The 14,921-nt window shown below is 51.5% G+C and carries 12 protein-coding genes; 11 read left to right on the top strand and 1 reads right to left on the bottom strand.

Annotated features, from left to right (window positions below; translation table 11 throughout):
• From pyrF to AAC019_RS16685, 11 genes are all read left to right on the top strand, one after another.
• Window positions 1-432, top strand: a 432-nt coding sequence (gene pyrF / locus AAC019_RS16735; protein WP_339900438.1) for an orotidine-5'-phosphate decarboxylase, incomplete at its 5' end; no start/stop codon positions are given.
• Window positions 422-1,096, top strand: a complete 675-nt coding sequence (gene cmk / locus AAC019_RS16730) for a (d)CMP kinase (RefSeq protein WP_339900437.1) — start codon at window positions 422-424, stop codon at window positions 1,094-1,096. The genes pyrF and cmk, both read left to right, overlap by 11 nt.
• Window positions 1,097-1,332: 236 nt before the next feature.
• A complete protein-coding gene (locus AAC019_RS16725) occupies window positions 1,333-2,694 on the top strand; it encodes a phosphomannomutase CpsG (RefSeq protein WP_339900436.1) in 1,362 nt (453 codons plus the stop codon).
• Between the two features lie 31 nt (window positions 2,695-2,725).
• Window positions 2,726-3,619: a UTP--glucose-1-phosphate uridylyltransferase GalU gene (galU, locus tag AAC019_RS16720; RefSeq protein WP_339900434.1), complete on the top strand. Its 894-nt coding sequence runs from the start codon at window positions 2,726-2,728 to the stop codon at window positions 3,617-3,619.
• 285 nt (window positions 3,620-3,904) lie between these two features.
• Window positions 3,905-5,587, top strand: coding sequence for a 30S ribosomal protein S1 (rpsA, locus tag AAC019_RS16715; protein ID WP_339900433.1), 1,683 nt, complete (start codon window positions 3,905-3,907; stop codon window positions 5,585-5,587).
• 225 nt (window positions 5,588-5,812) lie between these two features.
• On the top strand, window positions 5,813-6,103 hold the full coding sequence (gene ihfB / locus AAC019_RS16710) for an integration host factor subunit beta (protein ID WP_041523301.1): 291 nt from the start codon (window positions 5,813-5,815) through the stop codon (window positions 6,101-6,103).
• A gap of 341 nt (window positions 6,104-6,444) precedes the next feature.
• Window positions 6,445-7,632, top strand: a complete 1,188-nt coding sequence (gene lapB / locus AAC019_RS16705; RefSeq protein WP_339900431.1) for a lipopolysaccharide assembly protein LapB — start codon at window positions 6,445-6,447, stop codon at window positions 7,630-7,632.
• Between the two features lie 136 nt (window positions 7,633-7,768).
• On the top strand, window positions 7,769-9,154 hold the full coding sequence (locus AAC019_RS16700; protein ID WP_339900429.1) for a UDP-glucose/GDP-mannose dehydrogenase family protein: 1,386 nt from the start codon (window positions 7,769-7,771) through the stop codon (window positions 9,152-9,154).
• A gap of 92 nt (window positions 9,155-9,246) precedes the next feature.
• Window positions 9,247-10,671, top strand: a complete 1,425-nt coding sequence (locus tag AAC019_RS16695) for a mannose-1-phosphate guanylyltransferase/mannose-6-phosphate isomerase (RefSeq protein WP_339900428.1) — start codon at window positions 9,247-9,249, stop codon at window positions 10,669-10,671.
• Window positions 10,661-11,638, top strand: coding sequence for an NAD-dependent epimerase/dehydratase family protein (locus AAC019_RS16690; RefSeq protein WP_339900426.1), 978 nt, complete (start codon window positions 10,661-10,663; stop codon window positions 11,636-11,638). The genes AAC019_RS16695 and AAC019_RS16690 overlap by 11 nt, the downstream gene beginning before the upstream one ends.
• Window positions 11,635-12,675: a glycosyltransferase family 4 protein gene (locus AAC019_RS16685; protein ID WP_339900424.1), complete on the top strand. Its 1,041-nt coding sequence runs from the start codon at window positions 11,635-11,637 to the stop codon at window positions 12,673-12,675. The genes AAC019_RS16690 and AAC019_RS16685 overlap by 4 nt, the downstream gene beginning before the upstream one ends.
• 28 nt (window positions 12,676-12,703) lie before the next feature.
• Here the strand turns inward: AAC019_RS16685 and AAC019_RS16680 are convergent, their stop codons facing one another.
• Entirely contained in the window at window positions 12,704-14,623 is a 1,920-nt protein-coding gene (locus tag AAC019_RS16680; RefSeq protein ID WP_339900422.1) for a nucleoside-diphosphate sugar epimerase/dehydratase, read from the bottom strand.
• Window positions 14,624-14,921: the final 298 nt, after the last annotated feature.

The raw sequence follows: 14,921 nt of genomic DNA, 5'->3' as shown, positions 1-14,921 counted from the left end.
ATGATGGAGGCCGCCAGAAACGAACTTGAACGATTTACGTCGCCGCCTTTGTTAATTGGGGTGACTGTATTAACCAGTATGGATGCGCGCGATCTGAACGAAATTGGCATTCAGCGCTCGCCCGCAGAGCAGGTGCTGTCTTTGGCTGGCCTGGCTAAAGAGGCGGGTCTCGATGGTGTTGTTTGCTCCGCGCAGGAGGCCACTGCGCTCAAGCGAGCTTGTGGCTTAGACTTTGCGCTGGTAACGCCAGGCATTCGGCCCGCCTTTGCGGCCCAGGGCGACCAGCGACGCATTATGACACCGGTTGATGCCGTCAGCGCTGGCAGCGACTACCTGGTGATTGGCCGTCCTATTACTGAGGCCAGTGATCCGATGGTTGCTTGCCGTGAAATAGTGACTGATATTACGGGGATCGCTCAAGATGCTCAGTGAACCAGTGTGCACGATTGTTACCATTGACGGCCCCTCTGGTGCAGGCAAGGGTACGTTAAGTCAGCTGCTCGCCCAGCGCTTAGGGTATCACTTGCTCGACAGCGGAGCCTTGTACCGCCTGGTGGCTTTGGCGTCGCTAAATAAGGCCATAGCGGTTAGCGATGAGGCCGGTTTGGTAACGTGTGCCGCTAACCTAGACGTTGTTTTTAGCCCTGCCGACGCTGGCGTTGCGGTGCACCTAGAGGGGGCCGATGTCACTGCAGCGATTCGTCAGGAGGCGGTGAGTATGCGTGCCTCGGAAGTGGCCGCGATTGAACCTGTACGCAGGGCTTTGCTGCAGCGTCAGCGCGATTTTGCCGTTGCCCCGGGGTTGGTGGCCGACGGGCGCGATATGGGAACCACTGTATTTGCCAACGCGCAGCATAAGTTTTATTTAACGGCGAGTGCCGAGGCCCGGGCACAGCGTCGTTATCAGCAGTTGATTGAGCGCGGCGAGCAGGTTGACCTGGCGGCTTTAATCGCCGATATCGAAGCGCGCGACCAGCGTGATCAATCTCGGGAAAGCTCGCCGTTAAAGCCTGCTGCCGACGCTGAGCTGATTGATAGCACCCATTTAAGCATCGAACAGGTGCTTGCACATATGATGGTCACAATCGGCACTTAATCTGGCACCTACCTTTTTTACTACAATCTCCCCATGTTGGTGCGAAACCTGCTTTGAGCTAGTAAGTCTGGGGTGAGTAGCACGTAAGCTGCCCATTAGATGGGCGCCGGCCGAATGGGCTGGTAAAAGTGGTGCACAGTTTCGAATATTTTACATTTATGCCTCAGTTTGGCGCGGGTGCGACGCGCGCGACGCCGGACTTGGAAATAGTAGATCACTCAACGATGGAGTCGGCAGTGAGTTCAAAAAATCTGACATGTTTTAAAGCCTATGATATCCGGGGCAAGCTCGGCGAAGAGCTGAATGAGGATATCGCCTACCGAATTGGCCGCGCCTATGGGCAGTATCTTAAGCCTAAAACAGTTGTTGTGGGCGGCGATGTGCGGGAAACCAGCGAGTCGCTTAAAACGGCTGTGGGTAACGGTTTGCGGGACGAAGGCGTTGACGTGGTTGATATTGGCATGGTCGGCACCGAAGAGGTGTATTTTGCTACCAGTCACCTTGAGGCCAGCGGTGGTATCGAGGTGACGGCGAGTCATAATCCGATCGATTACAACGGCATGAAACCGATCCGTGAGAACTCCAAACCTATTAGCGGCGATACCGGCCTGCTGGATATTAAGCGTTTGGCGGAGGAGGGTGACTTTGCTCCTGCAGATCCGGCGGCCCGGGGACAGCTGATAAAACAAAGTACGCTTGATGCCTATGTTGAACACTTATTAGGCTATGTCGATGTCGCTCAGCTTAAACCGTTTAAAATCGTGGTAAATGCCGGTAATGGCGCGGCAGGCCATGTTATCGATGCGCTGGAGTCGCACCTTCCGTTTGAGTTTATTAAAGTTCACCACGAGCCCGACCCGACCTTCCCCAACGGTATCCCCAACCCTTTGCTGGTAGAAAACCGTGGACCGACCCGTGATGCAGTCCTGCAACATGGCGCCGATCTGGGTATCGCCTGGGATGGCGACTTTGACCGCTGCTTCTTTTTTGATGAGAAGGGAGAGTTTATCGAAGGTTATTATCTCGTCGGTTTGCTCGCCGAAGCCTTTTTGATCAAAGAGCCGGGCGGTAAAGTAGTGCATGACCCCCGCTTAACCTGGAATACCATTGATATCGCCGAGCAGTGCGGTGGCGAAGCCGTCCAGTCAAAAACAGGGCATGCCTTTATCAAAGAGCGAATGCGCAAAGAAGACGCCATTTACGGCGGCGAAATGAGTGCGCACCATTATTTTCGCGATTTCTTTTATTGCGATAGCGGCATGATCCCCTGGTTGCTTGTGACTGAATTAATGTGTCGTAAAAACGCGACGCTATCTTCAATGATGCAAGAGTGTATTGCGCGTTTTCCGTCTCCGGGTGAAATTAATCGCGAGGTAGCTGACGCCAAAGCGGCAATCGCCAATGTACGCGACCACTTTAAGGCCGACGCTTTAGAGATTGATGAAACCGATGGCGTGAGCATGATATTTGAGAACTGGCGCTTTAATTTGCGCATGTCGAATACCGAGCCCGTTGTGCGCCTTAACGTTGAGAGCCGTGCCGATAAGGTTTTAATGCAGGCAAAAACCGACGAAATTTTAGCGTTACTTGATAGCTAATCCCGATTTCAGTTGAAACAAGGAGTATAGGATGCAGGTCAAAAAAGCGGTTATTCCGGTAGCTGGGCTGGGCACGCGTATGCTGCCAGCGACTAAAGCAATCCCCAAGGAGATGCTGCCAGTCGTCGATAAACCTTTGATCCAGTATGTTGTAGATGAAGCAGCAGCGGCGGGAATTAAAGAGATTGTCTTGGTGACGCACGCCTCCAAGAACTCGATTGAGAACCATTTTGACACCAGTTTTGAGCTGGAGGCGCAACTGGAGGCACGTTTAAAGCGCTCTTTGTTGGAGCAGGTTCAGTCGATTACGCCACCGGGGTTGACGGTGATCTCGGTGCGACAATCCGAGGCCAAAGGGCTGGGACACGCAATTTTATGCGCTAAGCCTGTGATAGGGGATGAGCCCTTCGCGGTATTGCTACCGGATGTGCTGGTGGACAGCTACGAGTGTAATCTTAAAAAAGAGAACCTCGCCGGTATGGTGCGTCGATTTGATGAAACCAGCGCCAGCCAAATTTTGGTGGAGGGTGTGCCTTGGGAGTGGGTGCATAAATACGGGGTGGTAGATTGTGGTGGCGCCGACATCGGTGCCGGCAATAGCCACAAAATTAATGCGATGGTTGAAAAGCCGCCGTCCGATGAAGCTCCCTCTAACCTCGCTATCGTTGGGCGCTATATATTGTCGGCCGCGACTTGGGAGCTGCTGGAGCGAACCCAGCCAGGTGCTGGTGGCGAAATTCAGCTAACCGACGCGCTCGACAAACTGCTTGAGCGGGAAACGGTTGAGGCCTACGAGTTGGTGGGTAAAAGTCACGACTGCGGCAGCAAGACGGGTTATGCGATTGCCAACATCGCCTACGCGACGCGCAACAGTGAAGTGGGTGAGGGTGTTAAAGAGTATATTCGCGCCACTTACTGCAGCTAGCCCTTCGCGCAATGGCGTTTAGCGCCTTTAAAACACCGGCCACGGCAGTGCGCCGGTGTTTTGTTAAATATTGCTTGCTAAATAACCACCTCTCTGCTAGCCTGCCCGACCTGCTGATACCCATCGTTAATTTACGTAGGCTCAGCGGTAGCAAGCCGTTACTCGCCAGGTTAAGGGCGGCTTGTGTAAATCATCCATCAACCCGTATGTCTGGCCTTACGGTTTGCTGTTGGGGCGTCGAGTTACAGCTCGCCCGCAGCTACTTTTATAGGTAATTTTGTGACCATGAGCGAAAGTTTTGCTGAGTTATTTGAAGAGAGCTTAAAAACAGTCGATATGGTGCCCGGCACCATCGTTACCGGTGTGGTAATTGATATCGATAAAGATTGGGTAACTGTACACGCCGGACTTAAATCTGAAGGTGTTATCCCTGCTAACCAGTTCATCGATGAAAACGGTGAAGTTAAGCTGGAAATAGGCGATGAAGTACAAGTTGCACTGGAAACCGTAGAAGACGGTTTCGGTGAGACCCGCCTGTCTCGCGAGAAAGCCAAGCGCGCTGAAGCTTGGAAAGTGCTGGAAGCGGCACACTCTGCAGACGAAGTGGTTAAAGGTGTTATTAACGGTAAGGTTAAAGGTGGTTTCACCGTTGACGTTGCTGGTATCCGTGCTTTCTTGCCAGGTTCGCTGGTTGACGTGCGCCCTGTACGTGAAACTGCTCACCTCGAGAACAAAGAGCTGGATTTTAAAGTTATTAAGCTCGACCAAAAGCGCAATAACGTTGTGGTATCTCGCCGCGCGGTATTGGAGCAAGCTAACTCAGCTGAGCGTGAAGAGCTGCTGGCAACCTTGCAAGAAGGCATGGTTGTTAAAGGCATCGTTAAAAACCTGACCGACTACGGCGCGTTCGTAGATCTGGGCGGTGTCGACGGCCTTCTGCACATCACCGATATGGCCTGGAAGCGTATCAAGCACCCAAGCGAAATCGTTAACGTTGGCGACGAGATCGACGTTAAAGTGCTGAAGTTTGACCGTGAGCGCAACCGCGTATCACTGGGTCTGAAGCAGCTGGGTGAAGATCCATGGTTGCAAATTACTGGCCGTTACCCTGAAGGCGCCCGCGTTAAAGCGGTTGTGACCAACCTGACTGACTATGGTTGCTTCGCAGAGCTGGAAGAGGGTGTTGAAGGTCTGGTTCACGTCTCTGAAATGGATTGGACCAACAAAAACATTCACCCCTCTAAAGTTGTGAATGTTGGCGATGAAATTGAAGTGATGATCCTTGATATCGACGAAGAGCGTCGTCGTATCTCTCTGGGCGTTAAGCAGTGTCAAGAGAACCCGTGGGATGCATTTGCCCGCACTTGTGCCAAAGGTGAGAAAATCACCGGTAAGATCAAGTCAATCACTGACTTTGGTATCTTCATCGGCCTGGACGGCGGCATCGACGGTCTGGTTCACTTGTCTGACATCTCTTGGCACGAAGCCGGCGAAGAAGCCGTGCGTAAGTACAAGAAAGGCGACGAGATCGAAACCGTTGTACTGGCAATCGATCCAGAGCGTGAGCGTATCTCACTGGGTATCAAGCAACTTGAAGCCGACCCGTTCTCTGAGTACGTAGCTGAGAACGACAAAGGCGCTGTTGTTAAGGGTATCGTTAAAGAAGTTGAAGCTAAGGCAGCGGTTATCACCCTGGCTGACGACGTAGAAGCTGTACTGAAGGCCTCTGAGTTGTCACGCGAGAAGGTTGAAGACGCGCGCAACGTGCTGAAAGAAGGTGAAGAAGTTGAAGCTAAGATCATTAGCGTTGACCGCAAAAACCGCTCTATCAGCCTGTCTGTGAAGTCTAAAGACGTTGCTGAAGAGAAGGCCTCGATTAAAGAGCACTCAAGCAAGCAGGCTGAGCAAGCAGCTCCAGCCACTACCTTGGGTGACCTGATCAAGGCTCAGATGGAAGCGAAAGACTAATTTCGCTACCTCTTAGAAAAGGCCGGCCTTGTGCCGGCCTTTTTTATGCCTGACATTTTGGGGTATTGTGTGCCAACGTCAAGGTGATAATAGATTAAGATCAATAACTTACCTTCTGTTCATAAACTGTCCATCAAGTATTGCGTCCTCTCTAATGTCGTTATAAGCTAAGTCTGATCGCTGAGCACGACTAAGCCTGAACAACAACGTACTCGAGAACAGGCCATGACTAAATCTGAATTGATTGAATATATCGCTGAAAAGCAAGATCATTTACCCGTCAGAGATGTCGAATTGGCGGTAAAGCTCCTATTGGACTATATGTCTGAGATGCTAGCTGAAGGTGAGCGTATCGAAATTCGTGGCTTTGGCAGCTTTTCTCTGCATTACCGTGCACCACGTATGGGCCGCAATCCCAAAACTGGCGACGCCGTAGAGCTAGAGGGTAAGTTTGTACCGCACTTTAAGCCCGGTAAAGAGATGCGTGACCGGGTTAATGAAAGCATTCACTCCTGAGTTGCATTAATATGTTTCCACGCCTAGAGAGGTTTCTATGAGGCGCATTGGCAGATGGATCTACGTACTGGTCTTATTGGCGGCGCTCGTAATAGGGTTTATCTTTAACTCTGAGAACGCCTCGGAAGTTACTGTAACCTTACTGGGAAATGTTTTGCCTGAACTGCGACTTGGCATTTGGTTGCTTATTTTTACCCTGTTTGGGTTGTTGCTAGGATTTGTGTTAAACCTAATCCCTTCCATGGCCCTGCGCCGAAGCCTGGTCTCGGTGCGCCGCCGCAATGAAAAGCTAGAGCAGGAAATACAGACACTGAGAAGCCAAAGCTTGCGGACCTAACCTAATGGCTGACCTCCTGATGTACGGGCTGCTGCTATTGGCTTTGGCAATTGGCTTTGCCTTGGGCCGCTGGCACCCTCGCCGAAAATCAGCGCAGTATCCTAAAGACTACGCCCTTAATTATTATAAAGGTTTGAGTTATCTTTTTAATGAGCAGCCCGATAGTGCGATAGATGCCTTTATTGGCTCTTTAGCGGTTAATAGCGATACCCTCGAAACACATCTGGCTCTGGGTAATATGCTGCGTCGGCGCGGTGAAGTTACCAAGGCGATAAAAATCCATCAAAACTTGCTGGCCCGTCCAGGTCTTAATGTACGACAACAGCACGAATCCCAGCTTGAGCTTGCGCGAGATTATATCAAAGCCGGCTTGTTGGATCGGGCGGAGGCACTGCTGCTGGAGCTTGTAAAGCTCTCGTCAATGTACAAGCTTCAGGCGCTCGAACATTTAATTGAAATCTATCAAGACGAAAACGAATGGGATAACGCCATCGCAATGGCCAGTCAGCTAGAGCGGCGTGCCAAACAGTCCGATCAGGGGCAGGGGTTGGAGCAAATGCAGGCACACTTTGCGTGCGAGCAAGCCCTGCAGGACCTAGAATCGCGACATACCACCAAAGCGCGGGTGCATCTTCAGGAGGCGTTGCGGTTCGATCCGTCGTCGGCGCGCGCGAGTATCCTTTTTGCCCGGCTCGAGTTTTCGTTGGGCCGTTATCGTGAGGCGATCAAGCATATTCACAGAATACCCGCACAGGATCCTGAGTATCTGGTAGAGGTGTTGGATACGTTGATAGAAAGCTACGAGCGGCTCGGTGAGTCGCGGACTTTGGATAACTACTTACAGCAATTGCTCCGCGAGCACCCCAGTAATACCTTAATCATCAAGATCGCTGATCGGCTCCGCTGGAGCCAAGACGATTACGTTGCCGCCGATTTTATCGCTGAGCAGCTCAAGCGCACCCCGAGTATTCGAACCCTTAATCGGCTGGTTGAATTGCATTTGCCTCACTCAGAGGGGAAGGCGAAAGAGAACCTTGAGCTGCTAAAGCAGCTAGTCGATCAGGTGATTGCGGAGAAGCCGAGCTATTGCTGTAATAAGTGTGGCTTTACCGGCAACAGCTTGCACTGGCTCTGTCCCGGTTGCAAATCATGGGGCAGTATTCGCCCCATTCGGGGTGTCGCGGGCGAATAGCCTGGTAACCTTTCTGTCGTATAAAATTCATACAACTGTAAAAGTCCATTGTTTTACTGAGCGTAACTCGCTGAGCGGGGTTGCTTAACGGTGACCTGCTCTGGCGGTAATCTCATAGGTGACAGTGGGGCAGGCGATGAAAGTTACAGTCTTTGGTGTGGGTTATGTTGGTTTGGTACAGGCGGCCGCGCTTGCGGAAGTGGGCCATCAGGTGGTTTGTGTGGATGTCGACAAGGCAAAAGTAAATCGCCTCAATCAAGGGCATATTCCCATCTATGAACCAGGCCTGGAAGCGGTTGTACGCGAAAACCATCGCAGCGGGCGACTGATTTTTAGCCATAACCCTGCCGACGGTGTCGAGCACGGTGACGTGCAGTTTATCGCTGTGGGGACTCCCCCGGATGAGTCGGGTGCTGCAGACGTGCGCTATGTGCTAAGTGTCGCAAACACCTTGGGTGAGGTACTCAGCCGGCCGGTTTTGGTGGTCAATAAGTCGACAGTTCCGGTGGGTACCGCCGATCAGGTTGCCGAGTGTATTGATGCGAAACTCGATGCCCGCGGTAAGAGTTTCTCGGTTCCGGTTGTTTCAAACCCTGAGTTTTTAAAAGAAGGCTCTGCACTTGCTGATTGCATGAAGCCTGATCGCATTATTATTGGCACCAGTGACGATGCTGCCGAAGCTACCATGCGCGAACTCTACGCGCCTTTTAATCGCAATCATGAAAAAATTATCGTTATGGATGTTCGCAGTGCGGAGCTTACCAAGTATGCGGCCAACTGTATGCTTGCGACTAAGATCAGCTTTATGAACGAGATTGCCAATATGGCAGAAAAACTAGGCGCTGATGTAGAGGCGGTAAGGCTGGGTATTGGCAGTGACCCCCGTATTGGGTATCACTTTATTTACCCCGGGGTTGGCTATGGCGGCTCTTGTTTTCCTAAGGATGTTAGGGCGCTGATTAGCACTGCCCGCACCGCTGGCTTTGAGGCCGATGTGTTAAAAGCAGTTGAGCATCGTAATAATTGCCAGAAGAACACGCTGTTTACCAAGATATGCTCGCACTACGGCGGGGATTTAAAAGGCAAAACCTTTGCACTGTGGGGGTTATCGTTTAAGCCCAATACCGACGATATGCGTGAAGCACCCTCCCGGGTATTGATGGAGGCCTTGTGGCAAGCTGGTGCCAAAGTCCAAGCCTATGATCCAGAGGCTATGGACGAGGCGCAACGTATTTACGGGGCGCGCACTGATTTGCGCCTGTGTGGTACGAAAGAGTCGGCGCTTGAAGGAGCCGATGCTTTGGTGGTGGTGACGGAGTGGCAGGCGTTCAGGGCCCCTGATTTTGACGTGTTATCTACAGCATTGGCTGAGCCGGTAATTTTTGATGGTCGCAATGTCTATAGCCCGGAATTACTCGCTCAGCGGGGCTTTTATTACTATAGCGTTGGCCGGTCTTTGGTGCGCCCTGTGCAGCCGCCAGCTTTGGCTTTGGTAGCCCCTGAACATAGGGCCGCCATCTAACCTTTTCGCGTTTTCTAATAGCCGTTTATTGTGACAAAATAGGTGCTGGTGCCCCCCTGCGAGGGGGCCTTTTACGCTATTAGAGAAACGTTATGATTATACCGGTTTTGCTTGCAGGCGGTTCAGGTAATCGTTTGTGGCCACTGTCGCGCGAGCTATATCCGAAGCAGTGCATTAATTTAACTGACCCTCACCAGAGCTTGATCCAACAAACACTCACGCGAGTAGGGCGCTGCGGGATCGAGTCAGCTCCGGTAGTGGTGTGCAATAACGATCATCGCTTTCTTATTGCGCAACAGATGTTGGAGCTAGGCATAGCCGGTACCATTATGCTCGAGCCCGCCGCGCGCAATACGGCGGCGGCTATCGCACTGGCTGCTTTTGAGGTGCAGCAATACGCGCCGGGCGCGAGTTTATTGGTATTGCCGGCCGATCATTTAATTGGAGACGCGGAGCGCTTTTCTGAGGTTGTCTCAGAAGCGTATTCGCGTGCAGTCAATGGTGCCTTGGTAACGTTTGGGATTTTGCCTGGCTATCCAGAGACAGGATATGGTTATATTGAAGCTGCGCAATATGGCCAGGTCTCACCGATCAAAGCCTTCCATGAAAAGCCAGATCTCGATACCGCTACAGGCTATGTAAATGCCGGTAATTATTACTGGAATAGCGGTATGTTTATGTTCACTCCAGAGACTTACCTTGCCGAGCTTAAATGCTTTCAGCCCGCGGTGTATGATGCCGTTGCCGCTGCGATGGCAGAGCGTTACACCGATCTTGATTTTATTCGGGTTGGGGCGGAGGCGTTTTCCCGTGCTCCTTCAATCTCAATTGATAACGGTATTATGGAGCGCACCGAAAAGGGAGCTGTTATTCCCTATGACGGTGACTGGAGTGACATCGGCAGCTGGCAGTCGGTATACGAGCACGCACAAAAGGATGATAACGGTAATGCTTTAGTGGGGGACGTTGTGGTGGAGAATGTCCACAACTCACTTATTCGCTCTGATTCGAGATTAGTGGCAGCCGTGGGCCTCAGCGACATTGCGATCATTGATACGCACGATGCACTGCTGGTTATGGCGCGTGAAAACTCACAAACAGTTAAAACTGTAGTCAACCAATTAAAATCCAATAGCCGTACAGAAATTCGCCAGCATCAAAAAGTTTATCGTCCATGGGGGAGCTATGAGACGGTAAATTTAGGTGAGCATTATCAAGTCAAGCATGTAAAAGTAAAGCCAGGTGCTAAGTTGGCCCTGCAAGTGCATCGTCATCGTGCTGAGCACTGGGTGATATTGGAAGGTACAGCCAAAGTGAGAATCGGTGAGCACGAGCAGATTCTGCACGCAAATGAATCGATACACATTAATGTGGGCGATGTTCACACGCTGCAAAACCCAGGCGACTCGGTACTGGATCTAATCGAAGTGCAAACCGGAGATCGTATTGATGAAGACGATGTCATTCGATTTGCCGATTACTATCAGGGTGAAGCGGGAGGCCCGGGTGAGCTTTGAGCAAAAGGTACTTATAACCGGTGCCAATGGCTTTGTGGGCGGGCACTTGCGGGCAGGTCTACTGCGCGAGGGCGGTTATCAGGTGGTTGCGGGGGTTCGCCAGCCCATGAGTGATGATGAGATTAGGGTCTCAGAAGATTTGACTATTGAACAGTGGTGCGAAAGTTTACAAGGGGTCGATACCGTCATTCATGCCGCGGCACGTGCGCATGTTTTGCAAGAGAACGAGGCAGACCCTTATCATCTGTACGATAAAATGAATATTGAGATGACCCGTAACCTGGCTCTGGCCGCTTCGTTGAGCGGAGTGAGACGATTTATTTTTATAAGCTCAATCGGCGTTAATGGTGTTAAAAACATCAGGCCTTTTAGTGAAGTTGATTGCCCGAGTCCTAGAGGGGCCTATGCCTGGTCTAAGTATCGCGCAGAACAAACGCTGTGGGAAATTACAGCGAGCGCTGCCATGGAGGTTGTTATTATTCGTCCCCCTTTAGTCTATGGGCCGGGCGTTAAAGCAAATTTTCACTCTATGTTGCAGTGGGTAGATTCGCGTATTCCGCTGCCCTTGCTATCGGTTGTGAATAAGCGCTCATTGCTTGGGGTTGAAAACCTGGTTGATTTTATCGAAGTTGTTATTCGTCACCCATCGGCGGCCAATCAGTTGTTCTTACTGGCCGACGGCGAAGATGTTAGCACACCTGAGTTACTCCAGATGCTGGCCGAGGGGCTGGGCCGTCGTTCGGTGCTTTTTCACTGCCCGCAAAAGCTTTTGACCTTGTCTGCGAGGATGCTGGGGAAGGGCTCGCTCGCCACCAAACTTTGTGGCTCACTGCAAATAGATACCAGTAAAGCGCAACGCTTATTGGGGTGGGTACCACCGTCTTCGATTCACGATGGCTTGATGCGAACCGCACAAGCTTTTCGCTGGAGCACCACCGAGCGTCATGTTGTGAGGCACCGAACGTGAGTGCCTTTAGCGAGATAGCGATTGTTTTAACCATTAGCTTTGTATTAACAGCCCTGTTAACAGGGGCGATTCGCTTGTACGCCATCAGCCGGGGAATGCTTGATCGACCGGGCGGGCGCACCTCTCATACGCTACCGACCCCCCGCGGGGGCGGCCTCGCGGTAACGTTAATGGTTACCGTTATTTTTATCGGTGGTTGGCTGTTGGGGGAGAGGGCTGACTCCTCGGCTTTTGAATCACTAGCGATTGTCGTACTGGTAGCGTTTGCAGTGGCTGCCGTCGGGTTTTGGGATGATCACGGCCATGTTCGCTCGGGGATTAGGCTGCTGATACACCTTGTGGCAGGGTTAACCTTGACCCTCTGTTTACCCGATTTCGCGGTATATGTTTTAACCTTTAATGTGGCGGCAGGTGTACTTGGCATTTGCTTGTTAACGCTGCTTACGGCCTGGTATATCAATCTTTTTAATTTTATGGACGGTATTGACGGTATTGCCGGGCTGGAGGCGATGTTTGTTTTTGCCGGTTATGGTGCGCTGGCGTACGCCTTTGGAGATTCCGAGTTAGTTCTACCCGCGTTGTGCGTGCTGGTCAGTGTTGCAGGTTTTCTTTTGTGGAATTTCCCTCGCGCCCGAATTTTTATGGGCGATGCAGGCAGCGGCTTTCTCGGCGTACTCATTATGGGTTTTTTGTTTACCCTCAGTGGTGCCGAAGAAAATTTATTTTGGGCGGGCCTTATTTTGTCGGGGGTGTTTATTGTCGATGCCAGCGTCACTTTGCTGCAGCGGTTGGCCCGCGCGGAGCCGGTTTATCAGGCGCATCGTACTCACGCTTATCAATATGCAGCGCGACACTTTGACTCGCATGTAATTGTGACCTTGGCTGTGCTGGGCTTGAATGTATTGTGGCTGCTACCAATGGCGTGGGTGGCAGCACGCGGGTGGTTACCTGGATGGTTAATGCTACTGCTTAGTTATGCACCTTTGCTGGTCTTGACGCTAAGGTTTAACGCTGGCAGAGCTGAGCCGCAAAAATAACGTCCAGCTTACAGTGCCTTGGGTTTTATTACTTAATAATACGCAGTTGTGCGGTGTTGGTTTTGTGAAGCCATACTGCATCTCCTAAGGCCTCTTCGGTGGCGTAGCCGGTCGGTGCCCGCATTAACAGCTCACGCACTCGATCACAGGAGTACTCATGACAGGCCCGGTCAAGTTCGTTGAGAAGAATTTCGGTGTCGGTCCAGCTTAGGCAAAACTCTTCGGCTCGCATGATTCGATCGTGTGCGGTGCCGGTAACATTGTCGCCTATCAGTAACTCTTCATACAGCTTCTCACCAGGGCGCAATCCTGAATAAGTAATTTCGATATCACCCTCGGGGGAGTCCGGGGTTTTAATGGTTAATCCCGATAAATGGATCATACGTCTGGCCAGGTCGACAATTCTAACTGGTTCGCCCATGTCGAGTACCAGCACATCACCCCCGGTACCCATGGCTCCGGCCTGAATCACCAGTTCAGCGGCTTCGGGGATGGTCATAAAATAACGAATAATTTCAGGGTGGGTGACGGTGACCGGCCCCCCCACTTTAATTTGTTGCCGAAATAACGGCACCACTGATCCGGATGAACCCAATACGTTGCCAAACCGAACCATCGTAAAGCGGGTGCTGCTTTGGCGATGTGAGAGCCCTTGCAGAACCAGCTCAGCCATACGTTTTGAGGCGCCCATAATATTGGTTGGACGTACGGCTTTGTCGGTGGAGATTAAAACAAACGACTCTACGCCAGCGCGTATGGCGGCCTCGGCGGTGTACCAGGTGCCGTAAACATTGTTTCGTACGCCCTCGACAATATTATGCTCCACCAGAGGTACGTGTTTATAAGCGGCTGCGTGATAAACCGTTTGCACACCAAACGTGCGCATAACGGTCTCTACCCGGTGCTCACGCTGCACCGAGCCGAGCAGGGGGGTGATTTCGGTATTGAGCTTATTGTTCTCGGCTATGTGTCTCAGCTCGGACTCAAGCCGGTAAAGGCTAAACTCGTTTAACTCAAAAAGAACGATACGCTTGGGCGATTGCAGCATGATTTGCCGACACAGCTCGCCACCTATCGACCCACCTGCGCCGGTTACCATGACGACTTTGTCGGTAATGCAGGCACTGAGTAGGTTGTTGTTGGCTTTAACCGGGTCGCGGCCAAGTAAATCCTCAATGTCGACATCGCGAATGTGTTCTATTCTCGCCCGGCCACTGATTAAATCGGGGATCGCAGGTGCCGTCTGCACCGACACGCCCATAGGCTCTAAGCGTTTGATAATTTGCGCGCGGCGCGAGTGCGGTGTATTACCAAGCGCTAAGAGCACCCGGGTGGCGCCGAATTTACGGATAATATCGGGTAGTTGCTGCGGATTTTGCACTTTAATATTGGCAAATACTGACCCCTGGCGGGCCGTGTCGTCATCTACAAAGGCGACGACTTTATAGTTTGTCGCCTTAAGTGCCAACCGCAGTTGATGCCCGGTATAGCCCGCACCATAGACAATCACAGGTTCGCGTTTACCGTGATGGCTGCCGTTCAGCATCATAACTAAGTGATGCACTAATAGCCGTGGCCCGCCCAGCAGTATCAGGGCGATAGTCAGATATATAAAGGGCACCGAGCGGGGAATAAAGGAGTGGGTAAAGAAGCTTCCCACCGCCAAAATTAAGGCTGAGAAGCAGCTGCCTAAAAACACCGTATTGAGCGCCTGAGGCGTCATGTAGCGGAGAATAGCGCGATACATGCCCATGCGTATAAATGCGCCAAGCGTGAAAATAATGGTGATAGCAAGGGTGGCGAGCTCACGCTCAGTGATGGGGATCTCAAAGCTTCCCAGGCGCAGGCAGATGGCTATATAAAGCGAAAGGCTGATTGCCAGCGTATCGTAGACCAGCGATATAAGCCGCTTAGTGGTTCTCGAGGATTCGAAAAGCGCTTTTAGCATGGTGGGAAGCCTTAGGTTGAGCATCACGCTGCAATGATTCCTTAACGAATTAGTATACGTGTTTTTACCGAAAAAAGTGAGATCTACCGAACAATAAGTCGTATTATTCAATAGCTTAGCTCTGAATGTTGTATAAAATTGTTACCTTTGGGCACAAAAAATACTTGCGCGATAATAGGGGGGCTGCTAAAGTTCGCGCCCAGTTGCCAAGCGAGTATCGCTGACAACCCCGTCTTTTGTACGACCGTAGCTCAGTTGGTTAGAGCACTACCTTGACATGGTAGGGGTCGGTGGTTCG

The organism is uncultured Gilvimarinus sp. (genome assembly GCF_963975215.1).
Taxonomy (GTDB): Bacteria; Pseudomonadota; Gammaproteobacteria; order Pseudomonadales; family Cellvibrionaceae; genus Gilvimarinus.
The sequence above is the reverse complement of the archived record's forward strand: the minus strand, read 5'-3'. Positions and strand labels throughout refer to the sequence as shown.

Bases quoted from the DNA above. Each gene is read 5' to 3' on its own strand.
- cmk (WP_339900437.1), top strand. From the start codon at position 422: ATGCTCAGTGAACCAGTGTGCACGATTGTTACCATTGACGGCCCCTCT.
- galU (WP_339900434.1), top strand. From the start codon at position 2,726: ATGCAGGTCAAAAAAGCGGTTATTCCGGTAGCTGGGCTGGGCACGCGT.
- rpsA (WP_339900433.1), top strand. From the start codon at position 3,905: ATGAGCGAAAGTTTTGCTGAGTTATTTGAAGAGAGCTTAAAAACAGTC.
- ihfB (WP_041523301.1), top strand. From the start codon at position 5,813: ATGACTAAATCTGAATTGATTGAATATATCGCTGAAAAGCAAGATCAT.
- lapB (WP_339900431.1), top strand. From the start codon at position 6,445: ATGGCTGACCTCCTGATGTACGGGCTGCTGCTATTGGCTTTGGCAATT.
- AAC019_RS16700 (WP_339900429.1), top strand. From the start codon at position 7,769: ATGAAAGTTACAGTCTTTGGTGTGGGTTATGTTGGTTTGGTACAGGCG.
- AAC019_RS16695 (WP_339900428.1), top strand. From the start codon at position 9,247: ATGATTATACCGGTTTTGCTTGCAGGCGGTTCAGGTAATCGTTTGTGG.
- AAC019_RS16680 (WP_339900422.1), bottom strand. From the start codon at position 14,623: ATGCTAAAAGCGCTTTTCGAATCCTCGAGAACCACTAAGCGGCTTATA.